Consider the following 14,366-nt stretch of genomic DNA (forward strand, 5'->3'; position numbering starts at 1 on the left):
TGGCGGGCTTGCTCGGCGCGACCGCCGTCTTGCTCGGCGTGGCATTCGTCTTACTCGTCGTGGCTGCCGACTTCGTCGGCGTCGCGGGAGCCACCTTTGCGACCGGCACGGGAGCGACGGCCGGCTTCGCGCCGCCCGTCTTCGACACCGTCCCCGGCTTCTGCGCCACGGTGGACGTCGCCGGCTTCTCTGCCACGGTGGACGTCGCCGGCTTCTGCGCCACGGTGGACGCAGGCTTGGTCGTAGCCCCTGGCTTCGCCGCGGTGGTTGCCGGCTTCTTCACCGACTTCCTGCTCGTGTCCGCGGCCGTCGGCTTGGGCTTCGGCGGGGGCGCGCTTTCGTCCAGCGTCGCCGGCGTTCCGGCCCAGGAGGTGGACAGGAACACACACATGGCGAGCGTCGCGAGCGAAGCGTGACGCGCCACCCGGACATCGTTACGACTGGTGGCCATCGTTCGCTCCTTTCTTCTCGGGCTGGGAGGGCTTCGTCAAGACTTCCGGCGGCGATCCGCCGGATGCCGGAGGGGCGCCGGTCGTGCTGGCTGGGGCGGCCTGGGCCGGGGAGCCGGCCGAACCGGAGTTCAGGCTATAAGCCGAAGCGTTGAACGATGCGGCGGTCGTGAGGCGATAGCTGTTCACCGGCGTGGTGGTGAGCTTCAGGCCCGACACGGTGACGATGCGACGCATGTTGGCCAGCTCGGCGAGAAACGACCCCACCTGGTGGTAGCCCCCCTGGACGACGATGTCGACCGGCATCTCGGTGTAGTAGTTCTGGCTGCGGGGCGCTCCGGGCTTGAACATCACGAACTGCACCCCGGTCTGCTGTCCGGCCAGCGTGATCTTGCGCAGCAGTCCCGCGCTCTGGCGGTCGGTCGGCAGCAGCTCGGCGGCCATCGACCAGCGCTCGTGGAGCATGTCGTACTCGGCTTCGAACCGCGGCAGATCCGCCACCGAAGCGCGCGCGCGCGCCAGCTCGGTGGACTTCTTCTCATAGGTCGCCTTGAGCTCGGCCAGCTGCTCCGCGCGGTTCGGATAACCGAACGGCAGGAAGTGCGTGAAGAAGAAGACCCCCAGGGCGCCGGCCGCCAGCATGCCGCACAGGATGATGCGAAGCGTCGCCTGGTTCTTGAAATCCACCGCTGCCATCACATCCTCCTAGTTGGCGCGCTCGTCCGGCGTGACCTGGCAACTGATCTGGAACTTGACCACGTCCTTCGATTCCACCTGTCCCCGCTCTGCCACGCGCAGCTCGACGTCGGCGAACAGCGGGGAGCGCTCGAGGCGGGACATGAAGTCCGACACCACGAGGTTCGAATAGGTGACCCCCTCCAAATTCAGCTGACCGCTCGCATCCTGCTGGGTCTGCGTCATCCAGAGGTGGTCCGGAACACACCGCGCCAGCTCGTCCATGAGCCGGACGCTCTGCGTGCGCCCCTTTTCAAGCTTGCTGATGATTCCGAGCCGGAGATCGAGCTCGGCACGTTCCTGCGCCAGCCGTTTGACCTTCTCGATCTGCGGCGCCAGAGCCCTGGACTGGGCGTCGATGTCGGCGATCGAGTGGTTGAGCGAGCTGACCCGCGCGTTCTGCGACAGCACCGTGCCCAGAATGATCAGTGCCGCGGCCGCCACGATGGCGACCGGAAGCACGAGGTCGCCGACCTGGAAGTTCACCGCCGCGCGCCGGCGCTGGGCCTTGTCCTCCTTGGGGAGAAGATTGATGCGGATCATTTCTTGTCTCCCAGGCGGCGCATCGCGAGCCCGATGGCGACCGTGAGCAACGGCGCCACCTTCATCACGTCCTGCCCCGCGAACAGCGCGGGGTCGTAGACCACGCGCGACAGCGGATTGGCGATCTCGCATGGCACGCCGAACCGGCGTCCGAGGAACTCCGGCAAGGCCGGCGTCAGCGCCGCGCCTCCGCAGAGCATGATCCGCGACAGCGCTCCGGCTTCGCCCGCGGTCCGCAGGTAGGCCTGCGCCCGCTCGATGGCGGTCGCCAGGCCTTCGCAGGCCGACTCGACCACGGGCGTGATCTCGATGCCCGAGGTCGACTCGCCGCGCACGGCGGAGGCCGCTTCGGTCTGGGTCACGTTGAACTTGCGCTGGGCCGCCTCGACGAATGTCCGGCCGCCGAGCTGGATGTCCTTGGTGAAGTAGGGGACACCGGCCTGAGTGATGTTGATGTTGGTGATCTCGGAGCCGACGTTGAGCGTCGCCACCACGTCTTCCGGCGCCAGATGGTAGTTGGCCTCGAGCGCGTTCTGGGCCGCGAAGGAGTCGACGTCCACGATCAGCGGGTTGAGTCCCGCTTCGCGGATGAGATCGCTGAAGGACATCACCATGTCCTTCTTGGCGGCGACCAGCAGGACCTGCATCTGCTTCGGATCGTTGGGCGCCGGGCCAAGGATCTCGAAGTCGAGCGACACGTCGTTGATGTCGTAGGGAACGTGCTGCTCGGCTTCCCAGATGACCGCCTGGTGCGCGTCCTCGGCGGACAGCTTGTTCATGATGATGCGCTTCACGATCACCGCACGCCCGCTGACTGCGGCGACCACGTTCTTCGTCTGGATCCCTCGCGACTCCAGCAGGTTGCCGATGGCGTCGATCACGAGCTGGCGGTCCATGATCTCGCCGTCGACGATGGCCTCGGCGAGCGGCTGCGACACGCCCCAGTTGACCAGGCGGTGGCTCTTGTTGGCGTGGCTCTCCATTTCGGCGAGCTTCACGGTGTTGCTGCCGATGTCCAATCCCACGAGCGCTTGCTTCTTGCCGAAGAGCATGGGTTCACTCCCTGATCCAGTCGGTCGCGGATGTCGGACGGGTCGCGGCGTGTCGCCACGGCGACTTCGTGAGTCGCCGTCTCCGTTCCGTTGATCCGCCGTGGAAATTCATCGACCGGGGGTCGTCCCGGCTTGAGGGCGTTTTTCAACGGGTTCCGCCGGGGTGTTGCAGGGCACAAGGCGGGTTCTCGAATTCGGACGAGGCCGCTTTTTCGGGCGGTTTGCCCCTAGTGGCGCGACCCCATCCGGACCCGCGGAGTCGAGAGCTTCTTGACCGCCAGCTCGGTTCGGCCGGTCTCCAGCGCTTCCTGGATCTTGGCCAGCTCACGCTCGGCCATCTCGCGCATGAGCTTGTTGTTGGAGCGCTCGTAGACGTCGAGCCACAGCTCCTGCGCCACCCTCAGGTCCCCGGCGTGCTGCCGGGCGAAGGCCGCGAAACGGGCCGACTGCGGCGGGCCGTCGGGCTGACGCGAGGCCTGCTCGAAGTACTCGGCGGCCTTGCGCAGCTCGCGTCCGCCCGGGCGCACGTAGTAGAGAAAGCCGAACTCGAACGCCAGCTCGCCGCTGGTGGGATTGTTCTCGATCCCCTTGAGCATCAGCTTCTCGGCCTCGGGGAACTGGAAACCTTCCTGGGCCAGCGCGAAAGCCCCGAAGATGTAGGCAGGAACGAAGCGTGGCGCCAGCGAGGTGAGGATGTCGAAGACGTGCGCCATCCGCTCGAAGCGCAGGTCGGTGCGACGATGCTCCCCGTAGTATTGAACGGCGCGCAGCCACGCGAGATCGGCCGCCGTCTCCGCATGCCCGAGCGTCGCCGGGCGGAGATGCTGGCCCGACGGGTAATACGCCAGCTCTTCGAACGGCTGAGGCCGGGGGAGCCGGACATACGCCGTCGCGGCGGTGCCATAGGCGAGTATGCCGGCGGCGATCGCCACCGCCCACGCCATCGCCACGCGCGCGCGGGGTCCCTCGAAGCGCCGAGGGAGCTTCACTTGAAGTCCCGGGATTCGAAGGCCGCCGTGGCCAGGGCGAGGACGCAGGTGCAATAGAACAGCGCGTAAAGGGTGGCCACGCCCAGATGCACGGCGGTCGTCGGCGACCCATCGGCGGCGAGCGCGCGCATGTTGAACAGCGGCAGGTTGGGCGCGACGTTCGCGAGCCACTCGGTGACCCGGGCCAGCGCCGGCGGAAACTGCACGGCGAACTCGCGGAGGTCGTTGCACCACTGGCCGACCATGTACACGCCGAGCGTGTAGAGGGCCGACAGCACCGGGGTCGACAGCGCTGAGAACATGACCGCGACCGCGGTGATGACCGCCAGCTCGAGCGCCGCCAGATAGGTCGCCTGGAGGATCGAGCCGCCATAGCCGCCGGTTCCGCGAATGGCCATCACACCGCACAGCGAGAGGCCCAGGATCACGGCAATCGCCCACACGGCACCGGTCAGGCCCGCCCACTTGCCGACCAGGTACGTCGCGCGCCCGATCGGCCGCGACAGCAGGCTGTAGATCGTGCGCCGCTCGATCTCCTTGGCCACCAGGCTGGACCCGACCATGAGCACCACCAGCAGGCCGAGCATGGAGATCGAGCTGAGACCGAGATCGACGACCAACCGGGTCCCCTGTCCCATCGCCAGCGGCGTCAGGACCTGCACGGCGAGCAGCAGAACGATTCCGGCGACGGCCATTCCGGCGAGCACTCGGTCGCGAGTCGCTTCGCGAAAGGTGTTGCGCGCGATCAGAGCGACGATCATGCGGACCTCCGGGTCTCCGTCGTGACCCCGACCTGCTCGGCCGTCGCCATGAACAGCTCTTCCAGCGTCGAGCGCTGTGGCGTCACGGCGCGCACGTCGGCGCCCGATGCGATCAGCCACGCCAACGCGTCGTGGAGGTGGCGCTCGTCGTCGACCGTCATCACGGTTTCATGTGGCCGCTGCCTCTGCTCGAGGTGCGGCGCCAGAGCCGGCGGCGGCTGAAGCTCGGCGCCTCCGGCGCAGCGGATCTCGATCTTCTGCGGGCTGTCCTGGACCAGCTCCCCGACGGTGGCGATGCGGGTGAGCACGCCCTTCAGGATGATCGCCACCCGGTCGCACAGCATCTCGACGTCGGGCAGGATGTGGGAAGAGAACAACACGGTCGTGCCGCGGTCGCGCTGCTCGAGGATGAGCTCGCGCACGTCGCGGCGGCCGAACGGGTCGAGGCCGCTCATCGGTTCGTCGAGAATCAGCAGCTCGGGCTCGTGAATCAGAGCGGCCGCCAGGCCGAGGCGCTGAAGCATCCCCTTGGAGTACTTGCGGAGCCGGAGCTGCGGCCGGTCGCCGAGACCCACCTTGCCGAGCCAGGTCATCGCCTTCCGGTGAGCGTCCTGCGCGGCGAGCCCCGACAACCGGCCCGCCAGCTCGAGATATTCGACGCCGCTCAGGTAGTCGTAGAAGTACGGCTGCTCCGGCAGGAAGCCGAGCCGCCGGCGGCTGGCCGCGCGCTCGATCGGCTCGTCGAAGATCCACGCGACGCCGCTGGTCGGCTTGTGGAGCCCCACCAGCAGCTTGAGCGTGGTGGTCTTGCCCGCGCCGTTCGGACCGAGGTAGCCCAGCACTTCACCGCGGTGCACCTCGAGATCGAGGTTCTCCACGCCGCGCGACATCTGGAGCGTCCACGGGCTTCTGTAGCTCTTGGTGAGCCCCTGGGTCAGGATCGCGGTATCCGGGCCCGGACTCGCCTGGTCGGAGCCTCGATACTTCGACGGACCGGCCAGAATCTTTCCCCTCACCGGCTCGGCAGGAACAGAATTCGGCGTCATCACGCTCCCACTCTCCTTGAATCTCGAGAGTTTCCCGGTACCCGACGTGAACGGGAATGCGGAACGCAACCCGCGTGCCTGGGCGCGGCCCGCCCGGGTCTTACTGGCCCGAGGTGATGACGAGGAGGAGCTGGCCGTTGGCGCCGACGCCCTTGATGTTGTACCAGGACGACGACGAGTCGGCGTAGCTCACGAGCCCGGGGGCATACGGCGGGTTCCCCAGCACCGAGGGGCGATCCTCCCAGGACAGATTCGCGCCGCCCGTCTTCGTGAAGGGGTTCCTCAAGCCGGTCACACCACCGGGCATGATGCTGGCGACCAGGGTGGCGTCGTCGGCGTACCGAGCGTCGTTGCGGACGCTGAAGTCCTCGGCCGTGACCTGGAAGATGTGCATGTTGGACTTGGTCCCGGCTTCCTTGGCCCGCGACTCCATCTGAATGTAGTTGGGCACGGCGATCGCGGCGAGGATCCCGATGATCACCATCACGATCATCAGCTCGACCAGCGTGAACCCGCGGTTGTCTTTCATACGATTCCCGTCCGTTCCGAGGAATGCCTGGGCTTCACGGCAAAAAAGTGCAAGGGCCGGGCCACCGCCATGCGTTCTACCGATCTCGAAGCCACGGCGTCACTTCGCCTTGGCGCCGTCTCGTGGCCGGCGCCGGCGGCGTTGCAAGAGGCGATTTCGCTCCAATTCGCACGACGCGCGCGCCGCTCAAACGAACCGGGGGCGGGATCGCTCCCGCCCCCGTGGATCGATTGCTCTTCTCGATTACTGACCAGCCGTCAGAACCAGAGCCATGTCGACGGTCGTGTTCTTGCCCACACCCTTGATGTTGTAGTTGGTCATGAGCGAGTCGGCGTAGCTCGTGAGGCCGGAAACCCGGGCCGTGCAGGGGTTCAGGATGCTGGCGCGGTCCTCCCACGCGACGTTGACCGCGGTGCTGTTCGTGAACGGATTCTTGAAGTTCGCACCGGCGGCCGGCAGCAAGCCGTGCACCGCAGAAGCCACGTCCGAGTACGTGCCGTCCTTCTGGACGCCGTAGTCTTCAGCCGCGAGCTGGAAGGTGTGCATGTTGGCCTTGACGCTGCCTTCCTTCGCGCGGTCCTGCATCGCGATGAAGTTCGGGATCGCGATCGCGGCGAGAATACCGATGATCACCACGACGATCATCAGCTCGATCAGGGTGAAACCCTTCTGGGACTTGAACATGTTTTTGGCTCCTTCTCCTCTGGGTCCGGGGTCGCACTCTGAGCTGACCCACTCTGCATCCATGCAACGCAACCGATGTGCCACCCGTGTTTTGCTCAAGCCATACCACCGTGAACCGTTGCGGCGCTGGACCTTATACACGCGTCGCCAGGGCCGCCGCCGGCCTGGCGCGCGCGATTCGTCGCGCATTGCTCGCGCTTGACGCCTTCAAACTGAGCAAACTGCATTGAAGTTGGCCGCCGCATGCACATCGCACGGATCAGGCGGCGTGCTCGCCTGGCTGTCCGTCGGCTTCCTGGCCGGTCCCCTTCTCGAAGCCGTAGCCGATCAGCTTGCGATAGAGCGTGGAGGCGTTGATGCCGAGGATTTCGCTGGCTCGCTTCTTCTGCCAGCGGGTGTGGTGCAGGACCTTGAGGATGTACTCCTTCTCCAGCTCCTCGAGCGTCAGCGTCGGCGAGTCGATCACCAGCGTGCCGCGCTGCTGGATGCCGAAGCGGATCTTCTCGGGCAGATCCTCGGGCTCGACCACTCCGCTCTCGTCCAGCACCAGCGCGCGCTCCATGACGTTCTCCAGCTCCCGCACGTTGCCCGGCCAGTCGTACTTCATCAGCACTTCCATGGCTTCCTTGCTCACCGTCTTCTGGTCGGGGCCGCTCGGCTGACGCTTCAGGAAGTGGTCGACCAGCAGCGGGATGTCGTCGCGGCGGTGCCGCAGGGGCGGAAGCTTGATGGGGATGACGTTGAGCCGGTAGAAGAGGTCGGCGCGGAAGCGGCCTTCGGCGACCTCGCGCTCGAGGTCGGCGTTGGTCGCCGCCACCAGGCGGCAGTCGATCTTGATCGGCTGCGTGCCGCCCACCGGAATGATCTCCCGCTCCTGGAGCGCCCGCAGCAGCTTGACCTGGGTGGCGTGCGGCATGTCGCCGATCTCGTCCAGGAAGAACGTGCCTCCCTCGGCGACCTGGAACAGGCCCGCGGCGTCGCGCACCGCACCCGTGAAGGATCCCTTCACGTGGCCGAACAGGTTGCTCTCGAGCAGGTCGCGAGGAATCGCGCCGCAGTTGATGCTCACGAACGGGCCCTGGGCCCGCCGGCTCCGGTAGTGGATCTCCTTGGCGATGAGCTCCTTGCCCGTGCCGCTCTCCCCCTGGATCAGGATCGTGGCATCGCTGTCGGCCACCTTGTCGACCATCTTGAAGACCCGGATGATCTCTTCCGACGAGCCGATGATCGTCTTCTCGTCGTGGCCGCGCTTGAGCTCCCGCTTGAGATAGAGGTTCTCGGTGCGCACCCGCCGCATCTCCAGGGCGTTTCTGACCACGAGCTTGATCTCGTCGTTCTTGGCGTTCTTGATCAGGTACTGGAACGCGCCGAGGTTCACCGCGTCGATCGCCGACTGCTGCGACGCGTAGGCGGTCATGATCACCACCGGCAGCGACGGATCGTGCTTCTTGATCCCCTGCAGGAGCTGGATGCCGTCCATCCCGGGCATCTTGATGTCGGTGATGACGACATCGAAGTCCTCGGCGCGCGTGCGCTCGAGGGCATCCTTGCCGTTGTTCACGGTCGTGACGCTATAGCCTTCCTTGCGGAGCACGATCCCGAGGAACTGGGTCATGCTCTGTTCGTCATCCACCACCAGGATCTTCTCGGCAGCCATATCGTCACCTCATTGAGCGTTGCTCGGGATCGTCAAGCGGCGCGCGCCGCGGCGCCCGCGGTCGCGGGCAACGTGATGCGGGCAATGGTTCCTCGTTGGTTTGCTGCATGCAGCGTGAGCGTTCCGCCGTGGCGTTCGACGATCCGCTGCGCGATCGGCAGTCCCAATCCGGTCCCGCTCTTCTTGGTCGTGAAGAACGGCTGTCCCACGTGGGCCAGATCTTGTGACGCGATGCCCGGTCCGGAGTCTTCGAAGTCGATCACCACGCGCTCGGCGTCGGGACAGCTCCAGCGAATGACCAGCGCTCCCCCTCCGTCGAGCGCGTCCAGCGCGTTCCCGGCCAGGTTGAGCCACACCTGCCGGAGCTGCTCCCTGTCGGCGTAGAGCTCCACCATCTCCTCGCCCGGCTCGTGGCGCACCGCGACGCCCACCGCCCGTGGGTCGAGCGCCACGGTGTCGCACAGCTCGTCCAGGGTCTCGCCCAGATCGATCGGCATCCGCACCAGCTGGCGCTCCTTGGAATAGGCCAGCAGGTCGGTCACGAAGCGATTGAGACGGCTGCACTCGGTGGAGATCAGGGCCATGAGCTGGCGCTGCTCGCCGTCGAGCCGCAGCTCGCGCTGCAGCACCTCGACGGATCCGCTGATGGGGCTGAGTCCGTTGCGGAGCTCGTGGGCGATCCCCGCGGCCAGCGAGCCGACCTCGGCGAGCGTCTGGTTGCGGAGCGCCCGCTGCTCCATCTCCCGCACCGCGGTGAGATCCTGGAACACCGCCACGACGCCGGTGACCTGGCCTTCGTGGATGAGCAGGTTGGTGGAGAGGCCGAGCGGGAGCGGCGCGCCGTCTTCGTTCTGCAGCAGCAGCTCACCGCGGCTCTGGGTCGAGTGGCTCTCGAGCACCGCGAGGAGCGAGTCGCGCAGCGGGTGGAGACGCGCCGGCAGCGCGTCCTGGACCCACCGTCCTCGCAGGTCGGCGAAGCGCACGCGCAGCACCTCTTCGGCGGCTGGATTCAGGTAGGCGACCGAGCCGGTGCTGTCGAGCGTGATCACGCCCGAGGTGAGGTGGCGCAGGATGACGTCGTTGTCGAAGCGCACCCGGTCGAGCTCGCGGGCCGCCCGCTCCAGGCTCCGGCGGGCCTGGAGCGCGCGGCGCTGCAGCGTCGCCGACAGCACGGCGAGCACCAGCAGCAGGGCCGAGAACATGCCGGGCCGCGGCAGCGTGGTCATGGTCGGGCTCCATCCGTGGCCGGATGGATTGAGCAGGTGATAGGCGACGCTCGCTCCCACCGCGGTGATCAGCCCGCCGACCAGGCCGAGCTGGAGACCGCCGGTGATCGCCACCAGCACGTAGAACAGCGCGAAGGGACTCTGAAGCCCTCCGGTCAGCGACGACAGCAGGGTCACCAGCGCGATGTCGATCGCCAGCTGGACCGAGATCTGGATGCCGCGGCCGCGCCCCCACAGGGTGCCGAGCCAGTAGATCCCGGAGAGGATCGCCACGGCGCCGAGCGCCGCGCCCAGCAGGCGCCAGGCGCCGATCGTGGGATCGGCGCGCATCAGGATGCCGAACGGCAGCGCCAGCGACGCCACCGTCAGGCGGGCCCAGATCAGCGTCCGCAATCCGCCGAAGCGGTCGAGGCTCAGCGGGGCGCCGAGACCGGACACCGCGGCCTCCTCGAGCCGGGTCTCAGTGCGATCCACCCGACACCACGTTGATGAGCTTGAACATCGGGAGGTACATCGCGATCACCATGCCGCCCACGATGCCGCCCATGACCACGATCATGATCGGCTCGATGATCGAGGTCATGGTATCCACGGCCGTGTCGACCTCGGCTTCGTAGAACACCGCGATCTTCGTGAGCATCTCGTCGAGGGCGCCGGTCTGCTCGCCCACCGAGATCATCTGGACCACCATCGGCGGGAACACGCCTGAGGTCTTGAGGGGCGCCGCCACCGTCTCGCCCTCGCGGATCGAGGCGCGCGCGGTCATGATGGCCTCGGCGATCACCTTGTTCCCCGCGGTGCGGGCGGTGATCTCGAGGCCGGAGAGAATCGGGACGCCCGAGGCGATCAGGGTACCGAGCGTGCGGGTGAAGCGCGCCACCGCACCCTTGAGGAGCACGTCGCCGAGGACCGGCACCTTCAGCATCGCGCCGTCGACCACGCGCTGGCCGCTCTCGGTGGCGTAGTAGCGCTTGAAGAAGAACCCGCCGGCGATCAGCCCGCCCACGCCAACCCACCAGAAGTTCTTGAGGAGGTTGGACATCCCGAGCACGATCTTGGTGGGCAGCGGCAGCTCGCCGCCGAAGTCGGAGAACATCTTGGCGAACGTCGGGATGATGAAGATCAGCATGAAGCATGTCGCCCCGACCGCGACCGTGAGCACGACGCCCGGATAGACCATGGCGCCCTGCACCTTGCGCTTCAGCGCGTCGGCCTTCTCGATGTAGGCCGCCAGCCGCATGAGGATCTCGTCGAGCACGCCGCCCGCTTCACCGGCGGCGACCATGTTGCGGAACAGCTCGTCGAAGACGCTCTTGTGCTTGCCGAGACCGTCGGAGAGCGTCGAGCCGGCCTCCACCTCGCGCGTGACCTCGGCGATCACCCGCCCGAACGACGGCTTGCTGGACTGCTTGGCCAGGATGTCGAGACACTGAACCAGCGGCAGACCCGCCGAGATCATGGTGGCGAACTGCCGGGTGAAGATCGCCAGATCCTTGGTGCTGACTCCCGACCCGCCCAGCTTCGGCAGCGCGAAACCGCCGCCCTTGGGCTTGAGCGAGGTGACGAGAATCCTGCGTTTGCGGAGGAGCTCGATGGCCTCCTCTTGTCTCGCCGCATCCAGCTCGCCCGACTGCATCTCGCCGCCGAGCGCGCGGCCCTTCCAGACGAACGTCGCCATGGTCCTCTCCTATGCCGCCGCCCGCATGACCTTCGCGAGCATGCCTTCCAGCTCCTGACGATCCGTGCTGAAGTTGAGGGCGTGTTCCGCGGTCAGCGCCTTGTCGAGCACCGCCTGCAACAGCGCCTGGTTCATGGTCTGCATCCCGAACTTCTGGCCGACCTGCATCAGGCTGTAGATCTGATGGGTCTTGCCATCGCGGATGACGGCCTTCACCGCCGGCGTGCAAACCAGCACCTCGGCGACCATGACGCGGCCCGCGCCGCGGCTCCGCGGCACCAGCTGCTGGGTCACCACCCCTTCCAGCGTGAACGCGAGCTGGCTGAAGATCTGGGAGCGCTGATCGGATGGAAACGCGTCGGCGATGCGGTTCACGGCCTCGTAGGCCGAGTTGGTGTGGAGCGTCGCGAACACCAGGTGGCCGGTCTCGGCGATCGTGATCGCCGCACCGATCGTCTCGAGGTCGCGCATCTCACCGATCAAGATGATGTCGGGATCCTGCCGCAGCACGTACTTGAGGGCGGTCGGGAAGGTATTGGTGTCGGCCCCCACCTCCCGCTGGTTCACGATGCCCTTCTTGTGCTGGTGCACGTACTCGATCGGATCCTCGATCGTGATGATGTGCGACTGCCGGGTGGAGTTGATGCGATCGATCATCGACGCCAGCGTGGTGCTCTTGCCGCTTCCCGTCGGCCCGGTGACCAGCACCAGCCCGCGATGGCGATGGGTGAACTCCTTGACCACCGGCGGCAGGCCGAGCTTCTCCATCGGCAGGATCTCGTAGGGGATCTGGCGCACCGCGGCGGTGACCACGCCGCGCTGGAGGAAGACGTTGGCGCGGAAGCGGGCCATGTTGCGGATGCCGAACGAGAAGTCGAGCTCACGCGTCGTCTCGAAGCGCTTCCGCTGCTCGTCGGACATCACGCTGTAGGCAAGCGATGCGGTCGTTTCCGGGGTCAGCACGTCGTATTCCGCCGCCGGCACCAGCTGTCCGTCGATCCGGAACTCGGGAGGCACGCCGGCCGTCAGATGGAGATCTGACGCCTTCTTTTGAATCATCTCTTCGAGCAGCTGACGCAGCGTGATCACGACGTGTCTCTCCTTGTCTTCGACGCCCCGCAGGGCTCCTACAGCTTGTCGGCGGCGGTTTCCTTCAGGATCTCTTCCACCGTCGTGATTCCGCGCTTGAGCTTTTCCAGCCCGTCGCGCCGGAGCGTGAGCATCCCTTCTCCAATCGCGGTCTTCTTGATTTCCCCCGCCGAAGCTCTCTCCAGGACCAGGTCACGGAGCCTCGGCGTCATGGTCATCACTTCGTAGACGCCCTGCCGGCCGCGGTAGCCGGTATTGCTGCAATCCACGCAACCCACGTTCTGGAAGAAGGTCGCGCCTTCGGCATCCTTCGCGTCGAGCTGCAGCTCGCTCAGCACTTCTTCGTTGAGCGTCGTGGGCTTCCGGCAGTTGGGACACACGCGGCGCACCAGGCGCTGGGCGAGGATGAGGTTCACCGACGAAGCGACGAGGAACGGCTCGATCCCCATGTCGATCATTCGGCCGATCGCGCTGGGCGCGTCGTTGGTGTGGAGCGTCGAGAGCACCAGGTGGCCGGTGAGCGCCGCCTTGACCGCGATCGACGCGGTGTCGAGATCACGGATCTCGCCGACCATGATGATGTTGGGGTCCTGCCGCAGAAACGCCTTGAGGGCCGCCGCGAAGCTCAGGCCGACGTCGTCGTTGACCAGCACCTGGTTGATGCCGTCGAGGTTGTACTCGACCGGATCCTCGGCGGTCATGACGTTGACTTCGGGGGTATTGATCCGCGACAGCGCCGAGTAGAGCGTGGTCGTCTTGCCCGATCCCGTCGGGCCGGTGACCAGGACCATGCCGTATGGATTGGCGACCGCGGCGGTGAACTCCTTGAACGAGCGCGGCTCGAACCCGAGCTTGGCGAGATCGATGTTGAGATTGCTCTTGTCGAGAATACGCATCACGATCTTCTCGCCGAAGATGGTGGGCAAGCTCGATACGCGAAGGTCGATGTTCTTGTTGAACATGCGAAGCCGGATACGGCCGTCTTGCGGAATGCGCCGCTCCGCGATGTCGAGCTCGGCCATGATCTTGAGGCGCGAGATCATGGCCAACTTCATGCGAACGGGAGGGCTCATCATCTCGTAGAGCTCGCCGTCGATGCGGAATCGTACCCGGACAGACTTTTCGAACGGCTCCACGTGAATGTCGCTCGCTCCCTTGCGGATCGCGTCGGCGAGAAGCGAGTTCACGAGCTTCACTACCGGCGCTTCGTCGCCGGTGATCTCGCCCAGATTCACGCCGCCCGAATCGTCGTCTCCCGTATCCACGAGCTCCACGTCTTCGTGGAACTCCTTCATGAGGTCGGACAGGGACCCAGCGGAATCATAGAAGCGATCGATGGCCTTCTTGATCGAGGTCTCGGAGGCGACCCGTGTCTCGACCTCGCAGCCGGTGATGAATTTGATGTCGTCGATTGCGAAGATGTTCCCCGGATTCGCCATGACCACGGTGAGATGGCGCCCATTCCGCTTGAGCGGTATGACTTGGAACTTGTTCGCCACATCGGCGGGGATGAGACGGATCACCGCCGGATCCACTTCCTGGGCGGCGATTTCCACGAACGGAACGCCATAAAGCTTGCTCAGGAATTCCTGGAAGTCTTTTTCCCCGATCGCCCCCAGCTTGACCAGATTGCTGGAGATGGATCCTCCGCCGGTCTTCTGGAGCCGCTGCGCATCGACGATCTGCTGCTCGTTAACGAGCTTGGCTTCGAGCAGACGTTGGACGACGGTGTCCTGCACGAGATCCCTCCCCGACCGGCGGCATGGGGATGCCACCGGGCAGAATGCCGCTCCCTAAACTGCCAATTGCAAATCTAGGTATCGTTCGGCGACGCGGGACCTTGAAAGCGCAAAGCACGCGAGGCGTCACGCATCGGGTTGCGTGGGCCGGGTGACCCAAGAACCACGAATCGGCTCATGTCAGCCGTT

14 protein-coding genes are annotated in these 14,366 nt (G+C 66.0%); 1 reads left to right on the top strand and 13 read right to left on the bottom strand.

What is annotated here, in order from left to right; all coding sequences use genetic code 11:
* The first annotated feature begins 8 nt into the window (after window positions 1-8).
* The gene (locus VFQ05_18240; protein HET9328710.1) at window positions 9-416 is read left to right on the top strand and encodes a hypothetical protein; all 408 of its coding nucleotides are present in this window, start codon (window positions 9-11) and stop codon (window positions 414-416) included.
* A gap of 18 nt (window positions 417-434) precedes the next feature.
* On the opposite strand, the gene pilO is transcribed toward VFQ05_18240, so the two are convergent.
* The 13 genes from pilO to pilB form a co-directional block, all read right to left on the bottom strand.
* A complete protein-coding gene (gene pilO, locus VFQ05_18245; GenBank protein ID HET9328711.1) occupies window positions 435-1,145 on the bottom strand; it encodes a type 4a pilus biogenesis protein PilO in 711 nt (236 codons plus the stop codon).
* A gap of 9 nt (window positions 1,146-1,154) precedes the next feature.
* Window positions 1,155-1,727, bottom strand: a complete 573-nt coding sequence (locus VFQ05_18250) for a PilN domain-containing protein (protein ID HET9328712.1) — start codon at window positions 1,725-1,727, stop codon at window positions 1,155-1,157.
* Window positions 1,724-2,779 (bottom strand): type IV pilus assembly protein PilM, encoded by a 1,056-nt coding sequence (gene pilM / locus VFQ05_18255; GenBank protein HET9328713.1) that lies wholly within the window; start codon window positions 2,777-2,779, stop codon window positions 1,724-1,726. The genes VFQ05_18250 and pilM overlap by 4 nt, the downstream gene beginning before the upstream one ends.
* Window positions 2,780-3,006: 227 nt before the next feature.
* A complete protein-coding gene (locus VFQ05_18260) occupies window positions 3,007-3,768 on the bottom strand; it encodes a hypothetical protein (protein HET9328714.1) in 762 nt (253 codons plus the stop codon).
* On the bottom strand, window positions 3,765-4,529 hold the full coding sequence (locus VFQ05_18265; protein ID HET9328715.1) for an ABC transporter permease subunit: 765 nt from the start codon (window positions 4,527-4,529) through the stop codon (window positions 3,765-3,767). The genes VFQ05_18260 and VFQ05_18265 overlap by 4 nt, the downstream gene beginning before the upstream one ends.
* Window positions 4,526-5,575 (bottom strand): ABC transporter ATP-binding protein, encoded by a 1,050-nt coding sequence (locus tag VFQ05_18270; protein ID HET9328716.1) that lies wholly within the window; start codon window positions 5,573-5,575, stop codon window positions 4,526-4,528. The genes VFQ05_18265 and VFQ05_18270 overlap by 4 nt, the downstream gene beginning before the upstream one ends.
* A gap of 100 nt (window positions 5,576-5,675) precedes the next feature.
* Window positions 5,676-6,104, bottom strand: coding sequence for a prepilin-type N-terminal cleavage/methylation domain-containing protein (locus VFQ05_18275; protein HET9328717.1), 429 nt, complete (start codon window positions 6,102-6,104; stop codon window positions 5,676-5,678).
* 243 nt (window positions 6,105-6,347) lie between these two features.
* Window positions 6,348-6,788, bottom strand: coding sequence for a type II secretion system protein (locus tag VFQ05_18280; GenBank protein ID HET9328718.1), 441 nt, complete (start codon window positions 6,786-6,788; stop codon window positions 6,348-6,350).
* 259 nt (window positions 6,789-7,047) lie between these two features.
* Entirely contained in the window at window positions 7,048-8,445 is a 1,398-nt protein-coding gene (locus VFQ05_18285; protein HET9328719.1) for a sigma-54 dependent transcriptional regulator, read from the bottom strand.
* A 32-nt stretch (window positions 8,446-8,477) separates the two neighbouring features.
* Entirely contained in the window at window positions 8,478-10,145 is a 1,668-nt protein-coding gene (locus VFQ05_18290; protein HET9328720.1) for an ATP-binding protein, read from the bottom strand.
* Window positions 10,132-11,349: a type II secretion system F family protein gene (locus VFQ05_18295; GenBank protein ID HET9328721.1), complete on the bottom strand. Its 1,218-nt coding sequence runs from the start codon at window positions 11,347-11,349 to the stop codon at window positions 10,132-10,134. The genes VFQ05_18290 and VFQ05_18295 overlap by 14 nt, the downstream gene beginning before the upstream one ends.
* 9 nt (window positions 11,350-11,358) lie before the next feature.
* Window positions 11,359-12,438: a type IV pilus twitching motility protein PilT gene (locus VFQ05_18300; protein ID HET9328722.1), complete on the bottom strand. Its 1,080-nt coding sequence runs from the start codon at window positions 12,436-12,438 to the stop codon at window positions 11,359-11,361.
* Between the two features lie 38 nt (window positions 12,439-12,476).
* Window positions 12,477-14,177, bottom strand: a complete 1,701-nt coding sequence (gene pilB, locus VFQ05_18305; protein ID HET9328723.1) for a type IV-A pilus assembly ATPase PilB — start codon at window positions 14,175-14,177, stop codon at window positions 12,477-12,479.
* Between the last annotated feature and the right edge of the window lie 189 nt (window positions 14,178-14,366).

It is taken from the genome of Candidatus Eisenbacteria bacterium, assembly GCA_035712145.1.
Classification (GTDB): Bacteria; Eisenbacteria; RBG-16-71-46; order RBG-16-71-46; family RBG-16-71-46; genus DASTBI01.

Excerpts from the sequence above, each read along its gene's own strand:
- pilO (HET9328711.1), bottom strand. The coding sequence starts at position 1,145 with ATGGCAGCGGTGGATTTCAAGAACCAGGCGACGCTTCGCATCATCCTG.
- VFQ05_18250 (HET9328712.1), bottom strand. The coding sequence starts at position 1,727 with ATGATCCGCATCAATCTTCTCCCCAAGGAGGACAAGGCCCAGCGCCGG.
- pilM (HET9328713.1), bottom strand. The coding sequence starts at position 2,779 with ATGCTCTTCGGCAAGAAGCAAGCGCTCGTGGGATTGGACATCGGCAGC.
- VFQ05_18265 (HET9328715.1), bottom strand. The coding sequence starts at position 4,529 with ATGATCGTCGCTCTGATCGCGCGCAACACCTTTCGCGAAGCGACTCGC.
- VFQ05_18270 (HET9328716.1), bottom strand. The coding sequence starts at position 5,575 with ATGACGCCGAATTCTGTTCCTGCCGAGCCGGTGAGGGGAAAGATTCTG.
- VFQ05_18275 (HET9328717.1), bottom strand. The coding sequence starts at position 6,104 with ATGAAAGACAACCGCGGGTTCACGCTGGTCGAGCTGATGATCGTGATG.
- VFQ05_18280 (HET9328718.1), bottom strand. The coding sequence starts at position 6,788 with ATGTTCAAGTCCCAGAAGGGTTTCACCCTGATCGAGCTGATGATCGTC.
- VFQ05_18285 (HET9328719.1), bottom strand. The coding sequence starts at position 8,445 with ATGGCTGCCGAGAAGATCCTGGTGGTGGATGACGAACAGAGCATGACC.
- VFQ05_18295 (HET9328721.1), bottom strand. The coding sequence starts at position 11,349 with ATGGCGACGTTCGTCTGGAAGGGCCGCGCGCTCGGCGGCGAGATGCAG.